We start from the raw sequence: 22,090 nt of genomic DNA, 5'->3' as shown, positions 1-22,090 counted from the left end.
TCCTATTATGGTTCCATCTACACCTATTAACTCAGTCGTCAATTTGCCGAAGGAAATTTTCCAGGCCCAAAACCAACTCACTGAAAAACTCATGAAGTTGGCTGTGGAAGAAAAAGTAGGCCCTGCGGCAAAAAGCGAACGGTTACTCGACATCTACTGTTAATTAGTTCACCCGGGTTTCTGGATTGAAAACAGGTCGTTTTCTTTCCATAAACCCACCAATGGCCGAACGAAAGTCTTTGGAATCCAGCATACTGGCATTCCACACGGCTACATAATCTAAACCTTCTTCAATGGTTTTTCCAATTCCATGATTTAGCACTTGTTTGACTCCGCGAATCACAATGGTTGGGTTTTCTGCAATTTCTTCAGCAACTTTCATTCCTGCTTGGAATAGGGATTCGAAATCTTCTGTTACCTTTGTTACAAGTCCCATTTGCAGCGCTTCTTCTGCAGTGATGTCTTTTCCTGTGAGCGCTAATTCTCTTGTATGTGCATTCCCAATGAGATGGGGAAGTCTTTGTAACGAACCCATATCCGCAACGATGGCCACTTTGGATTCTCTTAAAGAAAAACTCGCATCTTTTGAAGCATAACGAATGTCACAGGCAGATACTAAATCAAGTCCACCACCAATACAATGTTTTTGAACCAGTGCAATCGATGGTTTTTTCGAATTATAGATCGCATTGATTCCTTTCTGCATCGTGGTAATGAGTTGGTAGAGTTTTTCCCTTCCATCTGCAAATTCTCCCTGGAATACATGTTTGAATTCCTGAAAGAATTCTTCTAAGTCAAGTCCTGTAGAGAAAGACTTTCCTTTGGCTGCGATCACAAAACAATGAATCTGCGGATCAGCATTGATTTGGTCAATCATATCGGGGAGGTCTCGCCAAAAAGGCCAATTCATAGCATTTCGTTTTTCAGGACGATTTAACCAAAGGACGGCTACGTTTTTTATTTTTTCGATTTCGAAAAATGGAGAAGGGTTCATACTTTTGTTTCTTCCTTTAACCAAAGTTTTTTGGACACAAATAAATACACACCGAAAAGGATGAGGGCAATGGATATATACTGTGATTGGGAAAATCCATGCCAGTAATAACCCGTGAGGAAAGTTGGGTTTCCATTGGCATCAGGAATGTTCACAAGAGTTGGTGGATCAATGAAAGGAATCACTGCTTTATTCACTCGTAAAAACTCGATGATGAGTCTTGCAAACCCGTGGATGATGAGAAACTGCGCACCAATACTCCATTTACGAAAGTTTTGGTATCTGGCCCAAAATTGAAAATAAGCAAAATATCCAAAGGCCATAATGGATTCCATAACTGGAGTGTTCCAAACGGGAACACCAGAGGGATGAGCCCCATGGAAATCAAAAACAAAAAACGGAATCCGAGCGTCAGTGGCAAAACCATAACATCCATCTCCACTCACAAAACAACCAAGTCTGCCGATCGCGTAACCCATGCTAATGGCAGGAATCACTGCATCATAATACGCTCCGATATCTAGTTTGTGATGGCGGAAGTAAAGTGTGATGAAAAGCCAACCGAAAAGAAGGCCACCGAAGAATACAAGCCCACCACCACTAAAGAGAGAGGACCAAAGTCCTGGGTGACCTGGAAATCCATTCCAGTGAGTGAGAGGGTAACTATATTTTCCATCGTAACCTGGAACATCGATAAAGACTTGGTCCCAAATTTCGAAAATAAAGAAAATTTTGGCGCCCACAAGGGTACCCAAAATCCCAAGAAAAATCAACCAATCGGAATGGCTCGGATCTAATTTCCTTCTCTCCAACTCTTTGGGGAGAAGGTAGGAACCAACAAGAAAGGCTAACATCATAAGAAGGCTGAAAGTGGACAAACCCTCCCAACCAAAGGGATTCGGAATCGGAATTCGATCTAACATAGGGGAAAGGGTAAAATTTACTCCCTATGGGAAAAGGAGAATTTCTTTGTAAAATGCCCAGAAAAACCCCTTTCGTTCGCGTTAAAATTACCGGGTGAGTAACCCTGCATCTAATACAAATTCGGAACCTGTGATGTAGCGACTTTTCTTTGAGGAAAGGAAAAGAACTGCATTTGCCACATCTTCCGTTTCGACCCAGGGAACGGGAAGAAGGTTCCCTGCCGACCTTTCCGCGATTTCGATCGGAGTGGCTCCTTCCATGGCCGCCAAACCATCGTTCATTGGAGTATTGACTCCTGTGGGGTGTAGGGAATTGACCCGGATTCCGTGAGGAGCAAGTTCGATAGCCCATGATTTTGACAAACCTGTAAGACCCCATTTGGAAGCCGCATAATGAGAAAGACGATTCATTCCTCGTAAACCAGCAATGGATGAGTTGTTGATGATGACACCTGATTTTTGTTTTAACATTTGGGGGATCACATACCGCCCAACGACCCAAGCTCCTTTTAAATTAATATCAATCATACTGTCCCAAGCCTCTTCTGTGAGTTCGTGAGAATAACCATAAGCACAAATCCCTGCGTTATTAAATAATACATCAATCTTTCCAAATTTTGAAATGGTCTCCAGAACGGCGGCTTCTACATCTTTTGAGTTTCGCACATCGGCTGTTAGGATTAAGGCCTCACTTCCTAAAGATTCGATTTCTTTTTGTAAAGAGACTAGTTCTTCGTTTGTTCCAAAAGCATAAGAAGGATAACTTAAAGGTTTGGCAACATCTAAAGCAGCAACCTTGGCTCCTTCTCTTGCAAAGGCAAGAGCGGTTTCTCTTCCTTGCCCATGAGCAGCTCCTGTAATGAATACAACTTGGTTTTCGAATTCTTTAGTCATGATTTTGTTTTCCTGTTTTGGTATATGGTTTTAATACTTCGTCGAGAGGGATTTTTAATACGTTATTGAAGATATTTGTTGCAATCATGATTCCTGCAAAAGCAGTCAGAAGAACAATTTGTTTTTCATCGAATTTTGATCGTAACTTTTGGAAAATGGAATCGGAAACAGCATTGGAATTTTTTACAATTTCGCGAGCAAATTCAACAAGAAGTTCTTCTAATTCATTGAACTGGATTGTGTCAGGATTATCTCCCCAATCAAAGATGATCTTTCGAAAAAAAGTAGAACAAATCAAACAATCTGTTTCTGCCGATAAAGCGTGAGAAAAAATTGTAAAAGGTCTTTCTCCGAGGAAAGGAAGAATTTCATCCTTCAATACATACCATTCCATATAAGCATGGTAGGATGGTAAGGAATGAAGAAGAGTTCTCTTCATATTGGTGATCCTTCCATTTTTACTGATTTGGTAGTCGTATTCTTTTTTTACTTCTTGGTTTGCAGAATCATATTCAGTAAGGCTAATTCTACTCATATATATCCTCCGATTTTAAATATAGGTTGAGTATTTCCTGTTTTCTGTTTTGTTTTTCGATTAGTTTTTGTTTTCCAAATTTTGAAATGAGATAACAATACAAAATACCGAGTCCCATCACCACAATAAAACCAAGTAACTTCTCATCTTCATACAAACGATACAAAAGGATTCCTGTTAAAAGAAAGGCGAATCCAAATCCGAGAACGGTGATGACCGCAAATTCTGTTTTAAAAAAAAGTTTAGGGAAGTAACTATTTTCCTTTAAAATCTGTTTTGCAGGATAAAGCGAAAACAACTGAGCAAGGATCACAAAGAACCAACCAACGGTAGAATAGGTCGCCAATGTTTCTAAATTCCATTGTAGATATAAACCTAATCCGGAAAGAATGTAGATGATTGTAAAAATCTTAATATAGGAAGGTGACTCCGATCCTTTCCTTAAGTAGGGAAACCATCCATCTTCTATCAAACCAATAAAAGACTTTGTTTGGATGAGAAAAATTCCATTTAATGAAGTCACTACGGCAAGGAGAGGCCCTCCCAAAAGAAAAACTTTATACTCCGTAGGTGTTAAACGGTTCTGAATTAAACTGAAAAGGTATTCCGAATTGCCTGAACCAAGGTTCCCAGTGCCAAGAGTCGAAATTGCAAAACTAAAACTGAAATAAATAAATACAACAATGGGGAATGCCCATAAAAAAGCTTTGAGTAGATGTTTGGGTTTTCCTGTCTCATTACCTAGTTCTATAATGGCGTTGGATCCAAAGTAGGTGAAACAAAGAATCGATATGGTTTCTAAACCAATTCCAAAACTAGGAAAGGAATTGATCGAAATTAAAGATGCAGTTTGTAGGTCAGTCAGTCGGAAGATCGAATACCCAAGTAGAAAAATTAAAATAGAGACGAGTAGATTCTGTACAAAAAGTACGGGTTTTAGTCCGAGTACATTCAAGAGAAAGAAAACAGTAAGAATCAAAAAAGCCCAAAGGTCTTTGGAAACAAAGGGAAAAATTTGAAATAAGATGTCCGAACATGCAAGAGTAAATAAGGGAACTTGTCCGAAACTGGCAGTGCTTAGAAAAATCCAAGTGATGAGAAAGGCAAATCGCGGGGAAACGAGTCGACTCGGATAAAAATAGATTCCTCCGTTTGTTGGAAAATACCTTCCGAGTACTGCCACGGGAAAGATGATAAAGAACATAGGAAAGGAGGCCAAAAGGTAGAAGTAAGGCAAAGTGGTTCCCAGTTTTTTACTGAGGACACTTGTCAGTACAAAAATCCCGCCACCGATGGTCAGACCGATGGCCATACAAACGAGTGAGAAGAGAGAAAGAGCCTTTTTGTCTGTAGATTGACCCATATATTCACCCATTTCTGGGTAAAAATTGAAGAATTCAAGAAAAAATGTCTGTTATAGCAGATAATCTTCTTGTTATTTTGAACTTTGAGAGAATCGTATTTTCTTGGAATGAATCTAGAAAAATAGTTTGACTTAATATAGTTTAATATTAAACTATATTTTATTGAATTAAGGAGAACCATATGTTCGATTATCTATTTTCTACTTCAGGGGATATTGTCCCTCTCATCCTACGCATCACAGCTTTCGTTGTGATCTTCCCACACGGTGCCCAAAAACTACTCGGATGGTTTGGTGGATACGGATTCAAAGGAACTTACGGATTTTTCACAGGACAACTCAAGTTTCCTGGAATCCTAGCGGTTCTGATCATTCTTGGAGAATCCTTCGGTCCAGTGCTTTTACTCGTTGGTTTTTTAACTAAATTTGCAGCGGCTTCTATTGCGATCATCATGATTGGTGCAGCAGTCCTTGCTCATAGACAAAATGGATTTTTTATCAATTGGAACGGAAACCAACAAGGAGAAGGATATGAATTCCATATCTTAGCTGCAGGTCTTCTCGTGGCACTTGTACTTGGTGGTGCTGGTGTGTATTCCGTTGATTTTAACTTAATCGGAAAATTCTAAATATTTATTTCGAACTGGTTCGACCTTTGTCTCTTGCTTGTGGTGGTCCACGAGCAAACAGAGGTTCGAACCCGGTTTATTTCTTTCCCATCAAAACATTCACAATCAGAAAAAGCACCTTAGTCCTTTTCCTTTTCAAAATTGTTTTAATCTAAGTTGATGTATTCTTCTGGATCAAGAGGAGCATCGAGACCAGTCCGAACTTCGTAGTGGACGTGCGCTCCGGTTGCTTTTCCTGTTTGGCCTACTAGAGCAATTTTATCTCCCCGTTTGACCCGGTCTCCTGGATTTACTAAGATGAGAGAGCAGTGTCCATAAAGGGTAAAAAATCCATTTTCATGGTTGATACGAACTGATTTTCCAAGACCACCAACCGCTGTGTCGACAGCAATGATTCCAGGGCCTGTGGCATAAATCGGTGTCCCTTCGCCCGCAGCAAAGTCAATCCCTGAGTGGTATTCTCCCACTGGTAAAATTCCAAAAGGGTCACTCCTATACCCAAAGGTAGAGGTAACAACTCCCACCCCAGGTCTTAAAGGACGACCCCTCGGCATAGAATAAAAAATACTTTCTCTCATGGAAAGGTAATCAATCGCATTTTGGAAGTTAGGGACTAAATTTCCTAACCTAACACCAAACTGTGTGTAGGTGGTGACTACCTGTTGGAATAATAGGAGATTAGAATCAAGTTCACTCGCATCTTTATGGAATTCTTCTTTGAGCAAATAGTCTTGAGTGATCATCTCCTTTTCGGGGATTTCTTCCCAGGCCAGTAAATTCAATGATTCTGTTGTGGATTCCAGTTCCTCTACCGAATCTCTTAAGTCTTGAGACAAAAGATCGTAGAACAAAAAGGAAACTAGTTGGGTTTCGGTTTTTTTCTCCAAAGAGAGGTTTCTGTCAAAGAAAAAGGAAAAGTAAACCAAAAGCCCAAAGGAGAGGAGGACGAGGGAAAGGGAGAGTCCGAATAAAAACCCGAGCATACCAATGGAGATTTCGATCTGGGCAAAGGGTTTTTCATCATTCGGGATGAGGACAAAACTCACTTTTTCCCGGCTACGGGAAATCCACTTCTGGGCGCGTTTTCGCCAACGTAAGTGTGCAATTTGGAGCCTTTCATAGGCGGTTGTGACGTAAGTTTCTGCCAATGTTCGTTATTCAGCCAATTTTTTCCTTGCCCAGGCCATTTTTCAAGGGAAAGTGGATGAATCCAATATGTTTAAATTTCTCACTTCTCTTTTCAGAAAGAAAGCCGACTCTGTCGATTCCTTTTTGATGTACCCGGAGGGAAAGAGATACTATCGAGAATCCCATTCCATACGCAGGGCCAATATCGATGAAGATGCCATCAAAATCATCAATCGATTGAACAAGTTTCGTTACAAGGCCTATTTAGTCGGTGGAGGGGTCAGAGATCTGCTTATGGGCAAACGCCCGAAAGACTTTGATATAGTCACAAGTGCGACTCCAAACCAAATCAAAAGGATCTTCAATAACTGCCGAATCATCGGTAAACGATTTAAAATTGTACATATCATTTTTAAAGGTAAAATTATTGAAGTATCAACGTTCCGATCATTACCGGAACATCGTTTGGAAAAACACAAAGCAGAAAACGATTATCTCATCAAACGAGACAACTCCTTCGGTACAGCAAAGGAAGACGCGGCAAGACGCGACTTTACCATCAATTCCTTGTTCTACGATCCTAAAAACGATTCCATTTTGGATTACGTTGGTGGATTTGAAGACATCCAAAAGAAAATCGTTCGGGTCATTGGGGATCCAGACATTTCTTTCAAAGAAGATCCCGTTCGTATGTTACGGGCTGTTAAATTTTCTGTTTTACTTGGACTCGACATCGAGAAAAAAACCAAACTGGCAATCAAAAAGAACCGTTTGGAACTCGAGAAGTCTTCCACTGCTAGACTATTAGAAGAATACAATAAAATGTTTCGAACTTGGAAAACTTCGATGATTTTCGAAGGCCTTGCGGAGAACCATTTGCTCGATGTATTATTCAAAGAACCTGCAGATAAACTGAAAAAAACAGATGCAGAGTGGCGTGAACATTTTATGGAAACACCACTTGGTAAAAGACTAGCAGTTACAGACAAACTCCTCTCTGCCAGAGAAGAGATGACTCCTGCTATTTTTTATTCGTTAATTTTCTATGATATCGTAAAAGATCTTTATGAAAATGATCGTGGCCACCTAGCGCATAACATCAAAGAAAGTCTTCAACCTGTTTTTGAACGAATGGGAATTCCTAAACGTGAACAAGACAATTTGGTTAAGATATTTATCAGCCAACCTCGTTTCCAAGTCACTGACGATGAAAAAGAAAGACAAAATTCCTTTTTTAAAAAGAAGGACTACTTCTATGATGCGTTTATGGTTTATAAGATCGTTGCGATCTCAGAAGGAAATGAAGCTGCTGTTCAAACTGCATTCTTTTGGGAAATCTCATTACGACAAAGACCGAAACCAGATAGCCATCAGTTCGGACAACAGAATCGTAAAAAAGAAGGGAATAAAAAACGCCCACCAAGAAAGAAACACAGAGACAGAAGAGGTGGTGGTTCTCCCAATCAAAACCAAAACCAGAATCAAAATGTGAATCAAGAAACTTCCTCATCAGAACATTCAAATAACACAAATGATGATTCTAGGGATAGTTTCAGCGGAGAATCGAATACAGAGAATGTATAATTAGAAAAAAGGTAAGTGTTTTTGCTTACCTTTTTCCTTTTCCTTCGTCTCATCTCCTACGATGAGAAAAAAAAATTCAATCATCAAAGTAATCCTTCTTGAGGATGATCCCTCTATCAGTTTATTATATAGTGGAATATTACAAAAACAAGGAATGGATGTTACTTGTTTTACCGAGAAAAAAACTGCCCTAGAATACTTTGCAGAAAACCATTTTCAAAGCCATAATATCGTGATCACGGATTTACAATTGCCTGATGGAAATGGTTTAGATTTTGTTAGAGAAATTCGTAAGATCAATAAAAACATACCTATTTTAATCATCACATCGACAGAAGATCCTAAACAAATCATTGATGTAATGAGAGAAAGTGTGCAGGAGTATTTAATTAAACCTGTCCACCCCGAAGAACTGGTATCAAGAATCAAATACCAACTCTCCAATAAAAAAAATGAATATGAACACTCAGAATATGAAAGGGAAAAAATCGTTTCCTTAGAGAAACTTCTTGAGTGGTACAGTTATAAAAATGCCCGCATCAAGAAGGGAGATCTGAATGTAAATGAATTACATCGGAATCTTTTCTATGGATTACGCACTAGTTTGGCCCAAGGTGCAGGGTTTGGTGTATTAACTCAAATCATTGATGTGATCAAATCAATGCCCAAAGCAGAAGGGGGCGGAATCATTATCGATTCTGATATTCTTGGTATTTTAGAAGAGAATGCTGCTTATTCAAAAAAAGTTTTAGACAGGTTGCTTGAAATCGAAGATGTCATTTTTGATCGAATTGAATTGGAGTCTGTATCTCCTTTACAAATTTTTAATGAGATGTTAAACCTCAGAGAAGAAGTGCAGCCACTTCTTTCCTTAAGAGATCATAGTCTTCTTATTCCAGAGTATAAGGGGAAAAAAGTGAATTCCAAAAAAATAATTTGGAATCAGTTTTATTTTCAGAAAATACTACATGAACTTTTGTTAAATGCAATGAGGTTTTCTGGTGCATCTAGTAAAATTTATTTTATACTCAACTTTGATGACGATGGGATTTATCTGTCGATCGTCAATTCCTATGGAGACGAAAGATTTGTTTCCACTGGAATCTCCAATGAACATCTGGAATTGATCTTTGAACCGTTTTTTCGATTGAACAAAAATGTTTATGAAAAACATGGGTCTTTGGATTTTGGAATTGGACTTAGTTTTGTAAAACAAACAGTGCAGAAATTTGGTGGGACGATTTCTGCTTTTAACTTAATTGATCATGTCAGCGAAGTTAAAGAAATTAAAATTGAGTTTAAGATTTTCCTTCCTTACTCTTCCTCAGAAAAGTGAAGGAATCCTTTCGATTTGGGAAGGTAGGTTTTTCCTTCTTTTTTAAATTGTATTCCCGGTTTTCCTTTTTCCAGCCTACCGACCATAGTGACAGGAACGCCCGCTAGTTTTGTTGGTAAAATATCTGGGGACAAAAATAGAAGTTCTAGTTCTTCACCAGAACCCAAACACAAATCCAGTCCAAGTTCTGCTAATGCCAAAGGATCCAAGGGAAGGGATTCCATTTGAATCTTTAATTTCCCGTGAGAAGCATGTGCCAGTCGTTCTGCATCTTGAATGAGTCCATCAGTAATGTCCATACAGGCATTGATTCTAAAGTTTTGTAAATACGGGAATACCATGAAGCGAGAGTTTGGTGATAGGTGGCGTTCTATGGCTTCTTTGTATTTCTTCTCTCTCTTTTTTTTCCGTAAACAATGATATCCCAGTTGGCTTTGTCCGAGGGAACCTGTGATATACAGATAATCTCCCGGTTTTCCCCCAGAACGGAGCCAGGGTTTTTCCACGGTTCCGACAACTGTGAGTGTGAGTTGGGTTTTGGAGGCAGAAAAGGTATCGCCTCCTGCCAGTTTCATCCCATATTGGTTTAAAGATTTACGAAGTTCTTTCGAAAACGCTCGAATCCATTCTTTTTTACGGGATAGGGGAGAGAGACCAAGGTTGAGAAAACACTCTTTTGGGTTTCCGCCAGAGGCAATGATGTCGGATACATTCACTTCCACGAGTTTCTTTGCCAAAATCTCTGGAGAGGACCAGTCGTGGAGGAAATGAGTGCCTTCGGACAAAGAGTCCGTTGTCACCAGACGGTTCGGAGCCAGAAAGTAACAGTCATCCTCAGGAGGAGGGGTGGTTCCAAACAAAGTGCGTATAATTTCAGATTCTTTCAAAGTTAGATCCCAATAAATTTGTTTGACCCGGTGTGAAAACCGAAAATCCTGACATAAAAGAGGAAAATCTCGTACTTATGGAACTATTGTCTAAAGCCCACAAGACCCCTTCTATCGCAAAAGAAGCCGTACAAAAACAGTGGTTTGTTGTGGATGCAACTGATAAGACTCTCGGAAGATTGGCAAGTCAAGTAGCTTCCCGACTTCGCGGAAAACACAAATCTACCTTCACTCCTAACCAGGATTGTGGTGATAATATCATTATCGTTAATGCTTCTAAAGTGGCTGTTACTGGTCGCAAAAGAGAACAAAAAATTTACTACCACCACTCACGTTACCCAGGTGGTATGACTGCCATTGCTTTCCATAAACTCATCCAAGAAAATCCTGAAAGAGTGATCATGGAAGCTGTGAAAGGAATGTTACCTAAATCTAAGTTAGGTGATCAAATGTTGAGAAATTGCCGTGTATTTGCTGGCAATGACCACAACTTGGGAGCTCAAAAGCCCCTAAAACTGGAGTTGAAATAATATGGCGCAAAAAGCAGTTTGGGCAGTAGGCCGACGCAAAACATCCGTTGCACGTGCAAAAATCGCATCTGGAACAGGTAAAATCACAGTAAACCACAAAGATGTAAAAGATTATATCAAAAATGGCGAACACTTAGTTCGTCGTGCTCTTGAGCCTCTTCTCGTTTTAGATGCTCGTGACAAGTATGATATCGCACTCAATGTAACTGGTGGTGGTGTTGTTGGTCAAGTAGGAGCCATCCGACATGCAGTGGCTCGTGCACTTGTGGCTTTCAATGAGTCTTTAAAACCTACTTTGAAAAAAGAAGGTTTTCTCACTCGTGATAGCCGTATGGTGGAACGTAAAAAATACGGTCTACGCAAAGCACGTCGAGGAACTCAGTTCTCAAAACGTTAATCGGAATTCCTCTTTTTTTCCGATACGAAGCCTCCTACGGGAGGCTTTTTTTTTAGGTAGGTACAATTTGAACCAACTCGTATTCTATTTTGCCTTTGCTATGGGCACTTTTGCCAGTAGCTGTTTTTTATATTCCATTGTCATTTTTTGCCAAACCTTAGAGGCGATGAAAGGTTTCTCTGGGATTGTTTTCTTTTTTCTCTTTTTGCCCTTTCCGATTTTTTTCTTATACACGGGTTACTTACTCGATCATTATTCCAAAAAATGGGTGGTGGTGAGTTTTCAGTTCTTTCTTTTTATCGCGAGTTTTCTTTTGGGAACCGAAACTAAGTTTTTCCAATCATATCCTATTTGGTTACTCCCTCTGGCTTTTGTGAATGGGATCGGAATGACAACCGTCCTTCCAGGAAGAATGGCTATTTTACGTGAGGTAATGGAATCTCATCGGTTGGTCTTTCATACCATAGCCGGTAATCTTCTTTTGATTTTTGCTTTTGGAATGAGTCCTCTGGCTGTGGGTTGGTTTCGAGAATTCAACGATTATCCAAATTTATTTCTTTGGATCTCTGGGTTTCATCTTCTGTCCATGGTCGCCTTTACTTTGTTAAAGATTACAAATCATGAAGTAAAACAAAAACAGGAGAAAGGACTTCCTTCCCTTACCAAAAATTTCCATGCCATTTGGGAATTTCTAAAAGGGGACAAGGTATCTAGGCAGGTCATGTACATGACCATTCTTAGTATGCTAGCACTCGGTCCCATCCAAGTGGTTTTGCCGAAGTATGTACGCATGGAACTTGGGTTAGGGGAGCTTGCTCGCGGAACGGTTCTCGTTTTTCTTGGGCCTGGACTCTTTCTTGGCGGGGTTCTCACCATTCTCTTCCACCATCTAGAACGAAAGGGTTTGGTTTTACTCATTGTTTTTTCTCTCTCTTCCCTTTCCTTTTTGGGATTTGTTCCTTTTGGAAAGGCCTATATTACTTCTTTCTTTTTGTTTTGTTTTGGGGTGTCCGGAGGGGTGCTTTCTAGCCTCCTTCCAGCCATTTTGCAAAAACGGACTGAGGATGGAATTCGGGGACGAGTCCTTTCACTTTATACGGTTTGTTTCCAGTTTACGCCGGCTGTTTCTGGATTTCTTTCGGCATTATTGGCGGACACGGTCGGTTCCCAAATGACATTTGGTCTTCTTGGCGCGGGATTTCTCTGTTTTGGACTTTTTTCTTTTCTCCAATATAAGGAATTAAGGCAGAGTTAACTTCTAATTTCCTTGCCCTAGGAGGCAAACCCGATTTCGCTGTAAGTGTATGATGTCGAAAACTGTCCGCGAAATTGCAGAGTTGTATACTAGTTACTTTAAAGGGAAAGGCCATACAATTGTGCCTTCCTCAAGCCTTATCCCCAAAGGGGATCCCACTCTTTTATTTACAACCGCCGGAATGGTTCAGTTCAAACCTTTGTTTACGGGAGCCGTAGAGTTACCTTATACCCGTGCAGCTTCCGTACAAAAATGTGTTCGTACTACTGACCTAGAAGTCGTGGGAAAAACAGAAAGGCATTGTACCTTTTTTGAAATGCTTGGTAACTTCTCCTTTGGAGATTATTTCAAAAAAGAAGCCATTGAATATGCGTTAGATTTTTCTTTAAACCATCTACACATTCCCAAAGATAAAATTTGGGTAACGATTTACTTAGATGATGATGAAGCCAAAAAGATTTGGATGGACCAAGGTGTTCCGGAAGAACGAATTGTTCGCCTTGGAAAAAAAGACAACTTTTGGGGACCTGCAGGAGATAGTGGGGCTTGTGGTCCTTGTTCGGAATTGTATTTGGATCGGGGTCCAGAAAAAGGGGGACCCAATTGTGGGAACAATCCCGATTGTAAACCGGGTTGTGATTGTGATCGTTATTTAGAATATTGGAATTTGGTATTTAACCAATTTAACCAAACTGTTTCTGGGGAACTCCTCCCTTTAAAACAAACTGGGATCGATACTGGATCTGGCCTCGAAAGGGTCGCCATGTTATTACAAGAAGTGGACTCGGTTTATGACACGGATGAACTAAAATCCATCATTCGTAAAATCGAAGAACTTTCTGGGAAAACTTACGACGAATCCACAAAACAATCTTTTCGAGTGATTACCGATCATTCACGTTCCGTGTTTTTTTCGTTAGGTGATGGGATTTATCCTGACCGGACGGGACGTGGGTATGTGATCCGTAGGCTCATCCGAAGAGCATCACTTTTTGCACGGAAACTAGGGATTCACGAACCGTTTTTATTCAAACTCATTCCCACCCTTCGAGATTTATATTCGGTTCGATATCCAGAATTAAAAGACAAAGCAAAAGACATCGAATCCATCTTAAAAAAAGAAGAAGAGTTATTCTTACATACTTTAGAAGTGGGACTTGAGGAACTCGAATCTCTTTTGGGTCATTTGTCGGAGAATCAACAAACTGTTGTTACGGGGAAGGAAGGTTTTCGTTTGTATTCCACTTATGGGTTCCCACGTGAGATGACAAAGGAACTAGTGGAAGATCGTGGTTTTAGTTTTGATGATAAAGGATTTGAATTAGAACTGGAAAAAGATCGTGACCTTTCTCGTGCCAGCTGGAAAGGAAAAAAGGTTCAGTATTTAACTGGGCTTACGGCAACTCCAGAACTCAAAACCGAATTTTTAGGATATACGGAAGCTAAGTCCTCGGCCAAGATTTTATATCTCTTTGTGGATGGTAAATCTGTAACTTCCGCCAAACAAGGGGAAGAAGCCGTTGTGGTTCTTGATAAAACACCGTTTTATGCAGAAGGTGGTGGGCAAATTGGAGACTGGGGATATTTAAAAAAAGAAGGATTCCAGTTCCAAGTCCAAGACACACAAAAAGAAAACGAAACTTTCCTGCATTTAGGCATGATCTTAAAAGGAACCATCTCTGTGGGAGAAAATTTAGAAGCAGAGATTGATACCTCTCGGCGGCAAAACCTAGCCAACCACCATTCCGGTACACATTTGTTAAACGGTGCACTCCGAAGAATTTTGGGAACACATGTGGCCCAGAAAGGTTCCATTGTTTCTTCGGATTATTTACGATTTGATTTTTCTCATCCCAAAGCTCTTTCGGAAGAGGAGATCATCTCTATCGAAAAAGATGTGAACGAAGCTGTGAATGCAAAAATTCCAGTCAATACGGAAGTGTTGGATATTGAGGCCGCAAAAAAATCTGGGGCCTTGTCCATGTTTGATGAGAAGTATGGAAATTTGGTTCGTGTGATTTCTATGGGTGATAAGTCCAAAGAATTTTGTGGGGGAACTCATGTATCGAACACAAAAGAAATTGGATACTTTGCCATCATCAAAGAAGGAAGTCCAGGGGCCGGTAACAGAAGGGTAGAAGCGATTTGTGGGGATTCTGTCATCGAATACTTTTTGTCCGAGTTCCAAACAATCGCAGCAAAAGTAGAAACTCATAACTTATCCGCCAAAGAAACATTTGGTGATCTAAAAGAGTTTGGAATTACAACAGTGGTTCCAGCACCTGAAGATTTACAAAATCGATTTGCAAAAGAAGGAAATTCTACCGTTTTATTTTTACGTAAACTTCGTGAGGATCTAGAAAGAGAACTGGAAGAAAAATCCAGTGCACTCTTTAAAGCCAAAAAGAAAAAGGAACAACTCCAGTTTCAAATGAATCCAGAACTTGTGGATGGACTTCTCAAAAAAGCACATTCACTGGCAAAGGGAAAGGTGGTTACGGAAGTTTTTTCTTCTGTGGATGCAAAGTCATTGAAGGATCTTGCCGATAGCCTCAAAGCCAAAGAACCAGAAATCCTTTGTCTATTTGGATCCAGCGATGGAGATGTGAGTACCTTAGTGTTTATGTGTAATAAGGTTCTGAATGAAAGAGGGATCCACTGTGGAGATCTTTTAAAAGAAACCTTGGTTCTGTTAGATGGAAAAGGTGGGGGAAGACCTGATATGGCACAAGGTGGTGGTAAAAAACCAGAAAGTCTTCAGGCTGCATTGGAATTTGCTTTGGAGCTTTCCAAAAAGAAATTAGGATAAAAACTCAAGTTAGGTTAGGAGAATTCATATGGCACAAGATCCATCATTTGACATTGTATCAAAATTAGAAAGACCGGAATTGCAGAATGCTGTGGCTCAAGCCATGACAGAAATCCAAACCAGGTTTGATTTTAAGGGTTCGAATTCGGAAATCAAACTTACCGAAGATAGTTTGGTTTTGACCTCGGAAAACGAGATCAAACTTAAACAGGTCATCGACGTTTTGACAACCAAAATGGCCAAAAGGGGAATCAGCCTCAAGGCCTTTGATTTTGAATCCAAAATTGAGGCAGCGACAGGCCAAACGGTGCGCCAAAAGGTGAAAATCCAAAACGGTTTGGACAAAGAACAAACCAAACAAATTACGACCCTCATCAAAGACCAAAAACTAAAGGTTCAGGCTTCCATCCAAGGGGATTCGGTTCGGGTTGTGGGCAAAAAAAAGGACGATTTGCAAGAGGTGATGGCCGCCATCCGGAACGCCAATTTCAATTTTGATGCCAATTTTACGAATTTTAAGGGGTAGAATTTTACCTTAAATTTTGGACCTTTCTGCTTCCAATTTTTTTCGGTCTATGTCTCAAAACCGTCCGATATTTCCCGTATGGACCCTAAAAAATCCGTATGGGGATGGACTTTGCCTCGTAAAGACTTCCTTCCGTATCTATTTGTATTTTCTGGCGTGTTTTTACTTCTCTCGCTTTTTTCCTTTCAGGAAGGAGAGGACGGATCGCTTTTCAATTGGTTTGGAAGGCTCGGGCATTACATCGCCTTTACACTGTTTTATATTTTAGGTAAGTCCTCCTTTTTACTCGCAGGTTTTGTTTTGATGTTAGGTGTTCTTTCTTTACGAAACCCTGACTTTGATCGGTTAGGGAAGGCACTCTTTTTCCCACTTTTTCTTGTGGCGACTACTGTGAGTTTGAACTTACTCGAAACACCTTTGGGTCACGTGGGAGATAGCGGTGGAATCTTGGGTCAATTTTTCTCTTGGGTTTTTTCTTATCTCTTTGGAGAGACAGGCCGCATTCTTGTCGTTTTCTTTTTATACTTATACTTTGCTGTGATCTGGCTTGAGGACGGAGCTTGGTCTTTTACCTTTGATGCCATCAACAAATACTCCAATGGAATTTATAGAATGTTTGGGGGAAGAAATGACCTTCCCCATTTAAAACTTCCTCAGTTTTTAGAATCAGTAGTTTCGACACGTCGTGGCCCCATAGAAGAATTTCGTGGCAAACAATGGTTCCAAGTCCAAACAGAAGAAGAAACCAAAGAGGACATTGCCGAACACTTTTGGAATGTGGTTGCGGATGGAAAAAGAGATGGGAATCGAACCTCAAGTTCCCGTTCCGAGAAAGTAAGTTTTTCTTCTGATTCTTATTTAAATCAAGAAAGAGATTCCTTGGGACTTGGGAAAGGTTCCGCTGGAATTCCAAGTTCTAAAAAATCACCTAAAGTTCGTTATCGTAATGTATCTTCATTTGAAGGTTTTTTTGATGAATCGGAGAAGGTCTTTCGTTTTCAAAAGCAGGAGTCCAAATTGGATTTACTCGCAGAAAAAGAAAAAAATGAAATTCTAATCTCTAAACTAAAACTAACAGATAATAGACGACTTTCTGAGGAATTGGAAGAACGAGAAAGTGAAAGAGAGTCAAAAATTTTATTTCAATTTCCCGAAGCAAAATGGAAACCAAAGTTGGATCCTCAGGTTGATCTAGGTAGTTTGGAACTTCCTAAACTGGAGCCGATTCAATCTTCGTTTGCTAGAGAGGGTTTTCAATTGGGTGAGTCTGGTTTTGCCACTCCTTCTTTGCATCGTAGAGAAGAAGAAATGGATGAAGAGTATCACTCAGAAGAAGATTTGGTTGATGTCGTCGAATCGGAACCAGACGATGCGTCCGAACATTCAGAGGAAGAAGTTCTTATCGAATCGGAAGCCATTCACATTCCAGAATCCGTTCGATTGTCTCTTGTGGAAGAAACAGGTTGGGATGCGAGCGGGGACGAATCTTCAGAAGAAGATGAGACTACAGATGCATACGAATATGAAGAAGAAACCTTGGAAACTTTGGCTGTCGAGGAAAGTTCTCCTCTCGTTCGTTCTAACTTGAGTTCCGGAAATTTTGGAAAGAAAAAACCAGAATCTAAAGAGAAAGTGGAACAACAGGAGCTTATGTTTGGTTCCATGGTTCCGAAACCCAAACTAAAAAAAGGAAAGTATTATATTTCTCCAAGGCTTCTTGTATCGCACCAGGTTCCTGTGGCCAATATCTTAAAGAATGATTCGGAGCTCGATCTCATCTCTCGTAAAATCGAAGAGTCCACTGGCCATTTTGGAATTGAATCCAAGGTAGTTACCAAAGAAAGGGGACCCATCATCACTCGTTATGAGATTACCATTCCGAATGGAATCAAACTGAATCGAATTGTTTCGTTGTCTGATGAAATTCGTGCCTACCTCGAGGTGAAAAACATTCGGATCGTGGCACCAATTCCAGGCAAGGCTTCCATCGGAATCGAAGTACCTAACCGGATTCGAGAAGATGTGTTTTTGTCTGAGATTTTAAAAGATACCATCCTCCAACAAAAGGCCAAAGACCTTTCGATCTGTATCGGAAAAGATATCTCAGGGAAACTTGTGATGATTGATATCGCCAAACTTCCGCACTTACTTGTAGCGGGAACCACAGGTTCTGGTAAGTCGGTGAGTATCAATGCGATGATCACAAGTCTTATCTGCACAAGGTCACCAGAAGAAGTAAGATTCATTATGATCGATCCGAAGATGGTGGAGATGACTCTTTACGAAGGAATCCCACACCTTCTCATGCCAGTGATCACTGATCCGAAAAAAGCAACCAAGGCACTTTCTTGGGCCATCCAAGAAATGGAGAGCCGTTACCAAATGATCTCCCAATTGAAAAGTCGGGACTTTAAAAGTTTTAATGAAAAAGTGGATGAATATGCTCATGCCAAAGGATTTCAAAAACTTCCGTACATTGTGATCTTTATTGATGAGCTTGCGGATCTCATGATGGTTTCAGGAAAGGATCTCGAAGAACAAATTCAGCGTATTTCCCAAAAAGCAAGAGCCGTGGGAATCCATTTGGTGATGGCAACCCAAAGACCGTCTGTGGATGTGATCACAGGTGTCATCAAGGCAAACTGTCCGGCAAGGGTGGCTTTCCAAGTGGCGCAAAAAACGGACTCAAGAACCATTCTGGATACCAGTGGGGCTGAGACCCTCCTCGGAAAAGGGGACTTTTTATACCGTTCTCCGACTTCGAGTGACCTGCTTCGGATCCAGGCTCCGTTTATCGAAGAGAAAGAAATTGATTCCATCGTGGAAGAGGCCAAAAAACAAGGGGCTCCGGCCTATGTGGAAATGAACTGGGATGATGAAACCAGTGTCGAAATGGCCTCTGACGAAGATGAGGAACTTTTTGATGAGGCTTGGAATATTGTCGTCACGGAAAAAAAAGCCAGTGCCAGTTACTTACAAAGACGGATGCGAATCGGCTACAACAAAGCGGCAAGGCTTATGGAGCTTATGGAAATGCGCGGGTATGTTTCGGCACAAGTAGGGGCCAAACCCCGAGAAATCCTGCGTTCAGCGTAAATCATCGACAAGAGAAGTTTGTCTGAAAAACTGGGAATCTATGAAAGTATGGATCGGATCTTTGTTACTTGTATTGGGTGTTTCTCTTGGTGCCCAAACAAGTCCGGCTCACAATTGGCACTCACCCTCCGAAGTGGTGAAAAAGATAAAGAAGAACTTTAGTGATATCAATTCTTATTCAGCTGATTTTCTCATCAAAACAGAAGACAACAAAAAAGAAAAACAGATGCGAGGGAAATGTTTCTACAAACGTCCCGGAAAGATCAGATATAACTTCGCAGAACCGGAAGGAGACGAAATCGTATCTGATGGAAAAACTCTGCATATCTTTATCAAGAGATTAGGTGCTGTGGGAAAACAGGATTTAACTCTTGATCGTAAAAATACATCAGGTCCCATCTTTACAACGAACAGTCCCGATGGTCTGAACCGTCTCTTTCGTAAATACCATTATAAATTTGATACCATTGAACAGCCTCGTTCTATGGGTGATGCGACCAAATACTTTGTTTTGGATCTAGACCAAAGAGAGAAAATTGGTGGGTTCGAAAAGATGAAACTATTTGTAGATTCAGAATCCTACTTAATCAAAAAAGCAGTCGCTACCGATGGTCGCGGGAAAGTAACCACCATTTCATTTTCCAATATTAATTTTTCTGAAGAAATCCAAGATGGAGTTTTCAATTTTCACATGAGCGGAAACGCAAAAATTGTAAACAACCCACTTGTCTCCGAGAACTAAAAAGAGGATATCATTTTGAACACAAAACGAGTCGGTCAAATACTACGAGAAGCTAGAGAAGATAAAAAACTTTCCGTTAAAGATGTCGCTAAAGAAACAAACATTGCCGCGAAATACATTATCGCTTTAGAAACGGAAGACTATTCTCAATTTCCTGCGGAGACTTTTGCTCTTGGGTTTTTAAAAAACTATGCCAGTTATTTAAAGTTAGATGCGGCTATGCTTCTCAATCTCTACCGTGGAGAACAAATTGAAGAATCACAAGCACCTTTGGAAGAGCTCACTCGTCCAACAACGACTCCCTTAAACTTAGATCGAAATAAAATCATTAGCCTAGTTTCCATTTTTCTTTTTGTGATCTCAGCTTATATTATCTATATTAGTTTTGAAGATTCCGGATCGGGATCAATGGATGAGGAAACAACAGAAGTGGGATCCACTGTAGAAACGGTTGCCAGTTCCGACATTCCTTCTGGGATTAACTTCGTTTCACAAAGTGTTCCTGAAAATGCCAGTGTACCTTTTATTTTAACAGAAGACCGTGGTGTGAGTTTCAGTGTGAACAACCAACAATGTAAGATGTTTATCAAGGGTGTTTCCAATGGAAAGGCAAACCTTGGGTTTAATATCTTCCCTGAAAAAAATGTATATTTTTTCCAAACAGCAGAAGGAGAGGAAACCATCCTTTCTTACCGCATTGAAGAACTTTCTTCCCTTCGTCGTGATATCCGTGTGGTTACTCAAGCGGTCACGGAAAAATCAGCTAAAGTTCTTGTGACTTTAAAAGAAGAAAGAGAAGGTGCTGCGGTCAAATCTCCAGTAGGAGACGTTCCGATCCAAGTGACATTATTTTTCTCCAAACCAAGTTACGTGGAATTTGTGTTAGATGGTCAGATGGGGGAGAGGGGACTTGTTTCTGCTGGCGAAGTCAAACACTTAGAAGCTCGTGACAGACTCGAAATCAAAGTGGGTGATGGTGGGGCCGTAGAAATGGTTCAAAATGGAAAAGAACGTTCTGTTCTTGGAAAACCAGGAAAACTTGTGAAAAAGATTTTCATTCGTAAACCAAATCCTTATGATTCCACTCAATCCATCATTGGAGAGTTAGGCGAATAATGCCAAAACTTAAAGAAAAAACGGAAGAGACACCGAAGTCGTTTTTTATCACGACTCTCGGTTGTCCTAAAAACACCGTAGATTCCATGGCCATGCACCAGTCCCTCCTGAAAGAAGGTCTCCTTCCTGCAGCAGGGCCAGAAGCCAGTGACTTCCACTTGGTCAATACCTGTACTTTTATCCAAGATGCAACAAAAGAAACCATCCAAACCATTTTGGATTCCATTGATATCAAAAAGAAAAGTAAACAAAAGTTAGTTGTTGTGGGTTGTTTTGCAGAACGTGCGGGAAAGGAAATTTCCGACGACCTCCCTGAAGTGGACCTTCACTTTGGAACAGGAAAGTATGATAAAGCGGGTGAGATCCTGCGTAAAAGTTTCCCTCTCGAATTCAAAGATCTTTCCGAATTTAACGAAGACTTACTAGAAAGACTTACCACAAGCAAAGGAATTGAGAACTATTCCAAACCATATTCTTATGTAAAAATTTCTGATGGATGCAACCGAGGTTGTCACTTTTGTATCATTCCTAATTTACGAGGAAAATATCGGGATACAGAAATCTCAGATGTTCTCACTCAAACCAAACTGGCTGTCAAAGCAGGCTCCAAAGAAATTTGTCTTGTTTCACAAGATACAGTATTTTATGGAAAAGATACAGACAAACTTTTAGATTTGGTTCGTTCTGTGGCGGATGTGGATGGACTCGAGCTTCTCCGACTTCTCTATCTTTATCCCGACAAAAAAACAGAAAAGTTACTCGATCTTTATGGAGAAATTCCCAAAATTGCCCCGTATTTGGAAAGCCCCTTACAACATGTTTCCAAGTCTGTTTTAAAATCGATGAATCGTACGGGTGAATATTCTTATTTCAAATCCTTGTTTCAAAAAGCAAGAGACCTTCGTCCTGATCTAGAAATTCGCACTTCCTTTATCTTAGGTTTCCCGGGTGAAACCATGGACGATGTGGAAGAGATCATTCGTTTTGTGGAAGATGTAAAACCGGAAAAAGTAAATCTATTTCCTTATTCCCCACAAGAGGGAACAAAGGGTGCTACTATGGATGGGCAAATCAAAGACAAAGAGATTGCTCGTCGTGTGAATATGGTTCGCGAAGCCTACCTTGGAACTTTAAAATCCATCCATCAAAATCGAATTGGAAAACTTTATCCTGCTGTTGTGGATGAAGTTTTGGAAAAAGGAGCAATCGTTCGTCGTTTCCAAGATGCACCTGAAATTGATGAAGTGGTCTATGTAGAAGAAGATGGTTTGAAACTTGGCCAGTTTGGTCAGGTGCGAGTCGATTCTTTCTATGAACTTGATATGTCGGGGACTTGGGTGGCTTAA

The 22,090-nt window shown here is 40.3% G+C and carries 20 protein-coding genes; 13 read left to right on the top strand and 7 right to left on the bottom strand.

Features of this window, described 5'->3' with window-relative positions; all coding sequences use genetic code 11:
* Nucleotides 1-7 precede the first annotated feature (7 nt).
* The gene (locus tag CH361_RS19685; protein ID WP_165782239.1) at nucleotides 8-163 is read left to right on the top strand and encodes a hypothetical protein; all 156 of its coding nucleotides are present in this window, start codon (nucleotides 8-10) and stop codon (nucleotides 161-163) included.
* On the opposite strand, the gene CH361_RS08265 is transcribed toward CH361_RS19685, so the two are convergent.
* From CH361_RS08265 to CH361_RS08245, 5 genes are all read right to left on the bottom strand, one after another.
* Nucleotides 164-994, bottom strand: a complete 831-nt coding sequence (locus CH361_RS08265) for a crotonase/enoyl-CoA hydratase family protein (protein ID WP_100790342.1) — start codon at nucleotides 992-994, stop codon at nucleotides 164-166. It lies immediately after the preceding gene.
* Nucleotides 991-1,917 carry a prolipoprotein diacylglyceryl transferase gene (locus CH361_RS08260; protein ID WP_100790341.1) on the bottom strand — a complete coding sequence of 309 codons (927 nt, stop codon included), beginning with the start codon at nucleotides 1,915-1,917 and terminating at the stop codon, nucleotides 991-993. Before CH361_RS08260 ends, CH361_RS08265 begins: the two co-directional genes overlap by 4 nt.
* 87 nt (nucleotides 1,918-2,004) lie before the next feature.
* The gene (locus CH361_RS08255; RefSeq protein WP_100790340.1) at nucleotides 2,005-2,811 is read right to left on the bottom strand and encodes a mycofactocin-coupled SDR family oxidoreductase; all 807 of its coding nucleotides are present in this window, start codon (nucleotides 2,809-2,811) and stop codon (nucleotides 2,005-2,007) included.
* Nucleotides 2,804-3,346: a carboxymuconolactone decarboxylase family protein gene (locus CH361_RS08250; protein ID WP_100790339.1), complete on the bottom strand. Its 543-nt coding sequence runs from the start codon at nucleotides 3,344-3,346 to the stop codon at nucleotides 2,804-2,806. The genes CH361_RS08255 and CH361_RS08250 overlap by 8 nt, the downstream gene beginning before the upstream one ends.
* Nucleotides 3,339-4,709, bottom strand: a complete 1,371-nt coding sequence (locus tag CH361_RS08245) for an APC family permease (RefSeq protein WP_165782238.1) — start codon at nucleotides 4,707-4,709, stop codon at nucleotides 3,339-3,341. The genes CH361_RS08250 and CH361_RS08245 overlap by 8 nt, the downstream gene beginning before the upstream one ends.
* 182 nt (nucleotides 4,710-4,891) lie before the next feature.
* Here CH361_RS08245 and CH361_RS08240 point away from each other — a divergent pair, with 182 nt between their 5' ends.
* The gene (locus CH361_RS08240) at nucleotides 4,892-5,338 is read left to right on the top strand and encodes a DoxX family protein (protein ID WP_100790337.1); all 447 of its coding nucleotides are present in this window, start codon (nucleotides 4,892-4,894) and stop codon (nucleotides 5,336-5,338) included.
* A gap of 146 nt (nucleotides 5,339-5,484) precedes the next feature.
* Here the strand turns inward: CH361_RS08240 and CH361_RS08235 are convergent, their stop codons facing one another.
* Nucleotides 5,485-6,486: a M23 family metallopeptidase gene (locus tag CH361_RS08235; RefSeq protein ID WP_100790336.1), complete on the bottom strand. Its 1,002-nt coding sequence runs from the start codon at nucleotides 6,484-6,486 to the stop codon at nucleotides 5,485-5,487.
* A gap of 67 nt (nucleotides 6,487-6,553) precedes the next feature.
* Between CH361_RS08235 and pcnB the strand changes: the two genes are divergently transcribed.
* On the top strand, nucleotides 6,554-8,050 hold the full coding sequence (gene pcnB / locus CH361_RS08230) for a polynucleotide adenylyltransferase PcnB (RefSeq protein WP_100790335.1): 1,497 nt from the start codon (nucleotides 6,554-6,556) through the stop codon (nucleotides 8,048-8,050).
* 61 nt (nucleotides 8,051-8,111) lie between these two features.
* Complete coding sequence (locus CH361_RS08225) at nucleotides 8,112-9,386, top strand: hybrid sensor histidine kinase/response regulator (RefSeq protein WP_100790334.1); 1,275 nt, start codon at nucleotides 8,112-8,114, stop codon at nucleotides 9,384-9,386.
* Here the strand turns inward: CH361_RS08225 and thiL are convergent.
* On the bottom strand, nucleotides 9,365-10,273 hold the full coding sequence (gene thiL / locus CH361_RS08220; RefSeq protein ID WP_100790333.1) for a thiamine-phosphate kinase: 909 nt from the start codon (nucleotides 10,271-10,273) through the stop codon (nucleotides 9,365-9,367). The two genes, CH361_RS08225 and thiL, sit on opposite strands and share 22 nt — an antisense overlap.
* Before the next feature lie 77 nt (nucleotides 10,274-10,350).
* Between thiL and rplM the strand changes: the two genes are divergently transcribed.
* The 9 genes from rplM (at nucleotide 10,351) to CH361_RS08175 (ending at nucleotide 22,090) form a co-directional block, all read left to right on the top strand.
* Nucleotides 10,351-10,803, top strand: a complete 453-nt coding sequence (gene rplM, locus CH361_RS08215) for a 50S ribosomal protein L13 (protein WP_002973943.1) — start codon at nucleotides 10,351-10,353, stop codon at nucleotides 10,801-10,803.
* 1 nt (nucleotide 10,804) lies between these two features.
* A complete protein-coding gene (gene rpsI, locus CH361_RS08210; protein WP_100790332.1) occupies nucleotides 10,805-11,200 on the top strand; it encodes a 30S ribosomal protein S9 in 396 nt (131 codons plus the stop codon).
* 67 nt (nucleotides 11,201-11,267) lie between these two features.
* Nucleotides 11,268-12,455, top strand: coding sequence for an MFS transporter (locus CH361_RS08205; RefSeq protein ID WP_100790331.1), 1,188 nt, complete (start codon nucleotides 11,268-11,270; stop codon nucleotides 12,453-12,455).
* Between the two features lie 49 nt (nucleotides 12,456-12,504).
* Entirely contained in the window at nucleotides 12,505-15,264 is a 2,760-nt protein-coding gene (gene alaS, locus CH361_RS08200; RefSeq protein WP_165782237.1) for an alanine--tRNA ligase, read from the top strand.
* A gap of 28 nt (nucleotides 15,265-15,292) precedes the next feature.
* Complete coding sequence (locus CH361_RS08195; protein WP_100790329.1) at nucleotides 15,293-15,790, top strand: YajQ family cyclic di-GMP-binding protein; 498 nt, start codon at nucleotides 15,293-15,295, stop codon at nucleotides 15,788-15,790.
* 78 nt (nucleotides 15,791-15,868) lie between these two features.
* Nucleotides 15,869-18,886, top strand: coding sequence for a DNA translocase FtsK (locus tag CH361_RS08190; protein ID WP_100790328.1), 3,018 nt, complete (start codon nucleotides 15,869-15,871; stop codon nucleotides 18,884-18,886).
* A gap of 40 nt (nucleotides 18,887-18,926) precedes the next feature.
* The gene (locus tag CH361_RS08185) at nucleotides 18,927-19,628 is read left to right on the top strand and encodes a LolA family protein (RefSeq protein WP_100717950.1); all 702 of its coding nucleotides are present in this window, start codon (nucleotides 18,927-18,929) and stop codon (nucleotides 19,626-19,628) included.
* 15 nt (nucleotides 19,629-19,643) lie between these two features.
* Nucleotides 19,644-20,744 (top strand): helix-turn-helix domain-containing protein, encoded by a 1,101-nt coding sequence (locus tag CH361_RS08180; RefSeq protein WP_100790327.1) that lies wholly within the window; start codon nucleotides 19,644-19,646, stop codon nucleotides 20,742-20,744.
* A complete protein-coding gene (locus CH361_RS08175; protein WP_100790326.1) occupies nucleotides 20,744-22,090 on the top strand; it encodes a MiaB/RimO family radical SAM methylthiotransferase in 1,347 nt (448 codons plus the stop codon). Before CH361_RS08180 ends, CH361_RS08175 begins: the two co-directional genes overlap by 1 nt.

Origin of the sequence: Leptospira brenneri (genome assembly GCF_002812125.1) — a bacterium.
Lineage (GTDB): Bacteria > Spirochaetota > Leptospiria > Leptospirales > Leptospiraceae > Leptospira_A > Leptospira_A brenneri.
The sequence above is the reverse complement of the archived record's forward strand: the minus strand, read 5'-3'. Positions and strand labels throughout refer to the sequence as shown.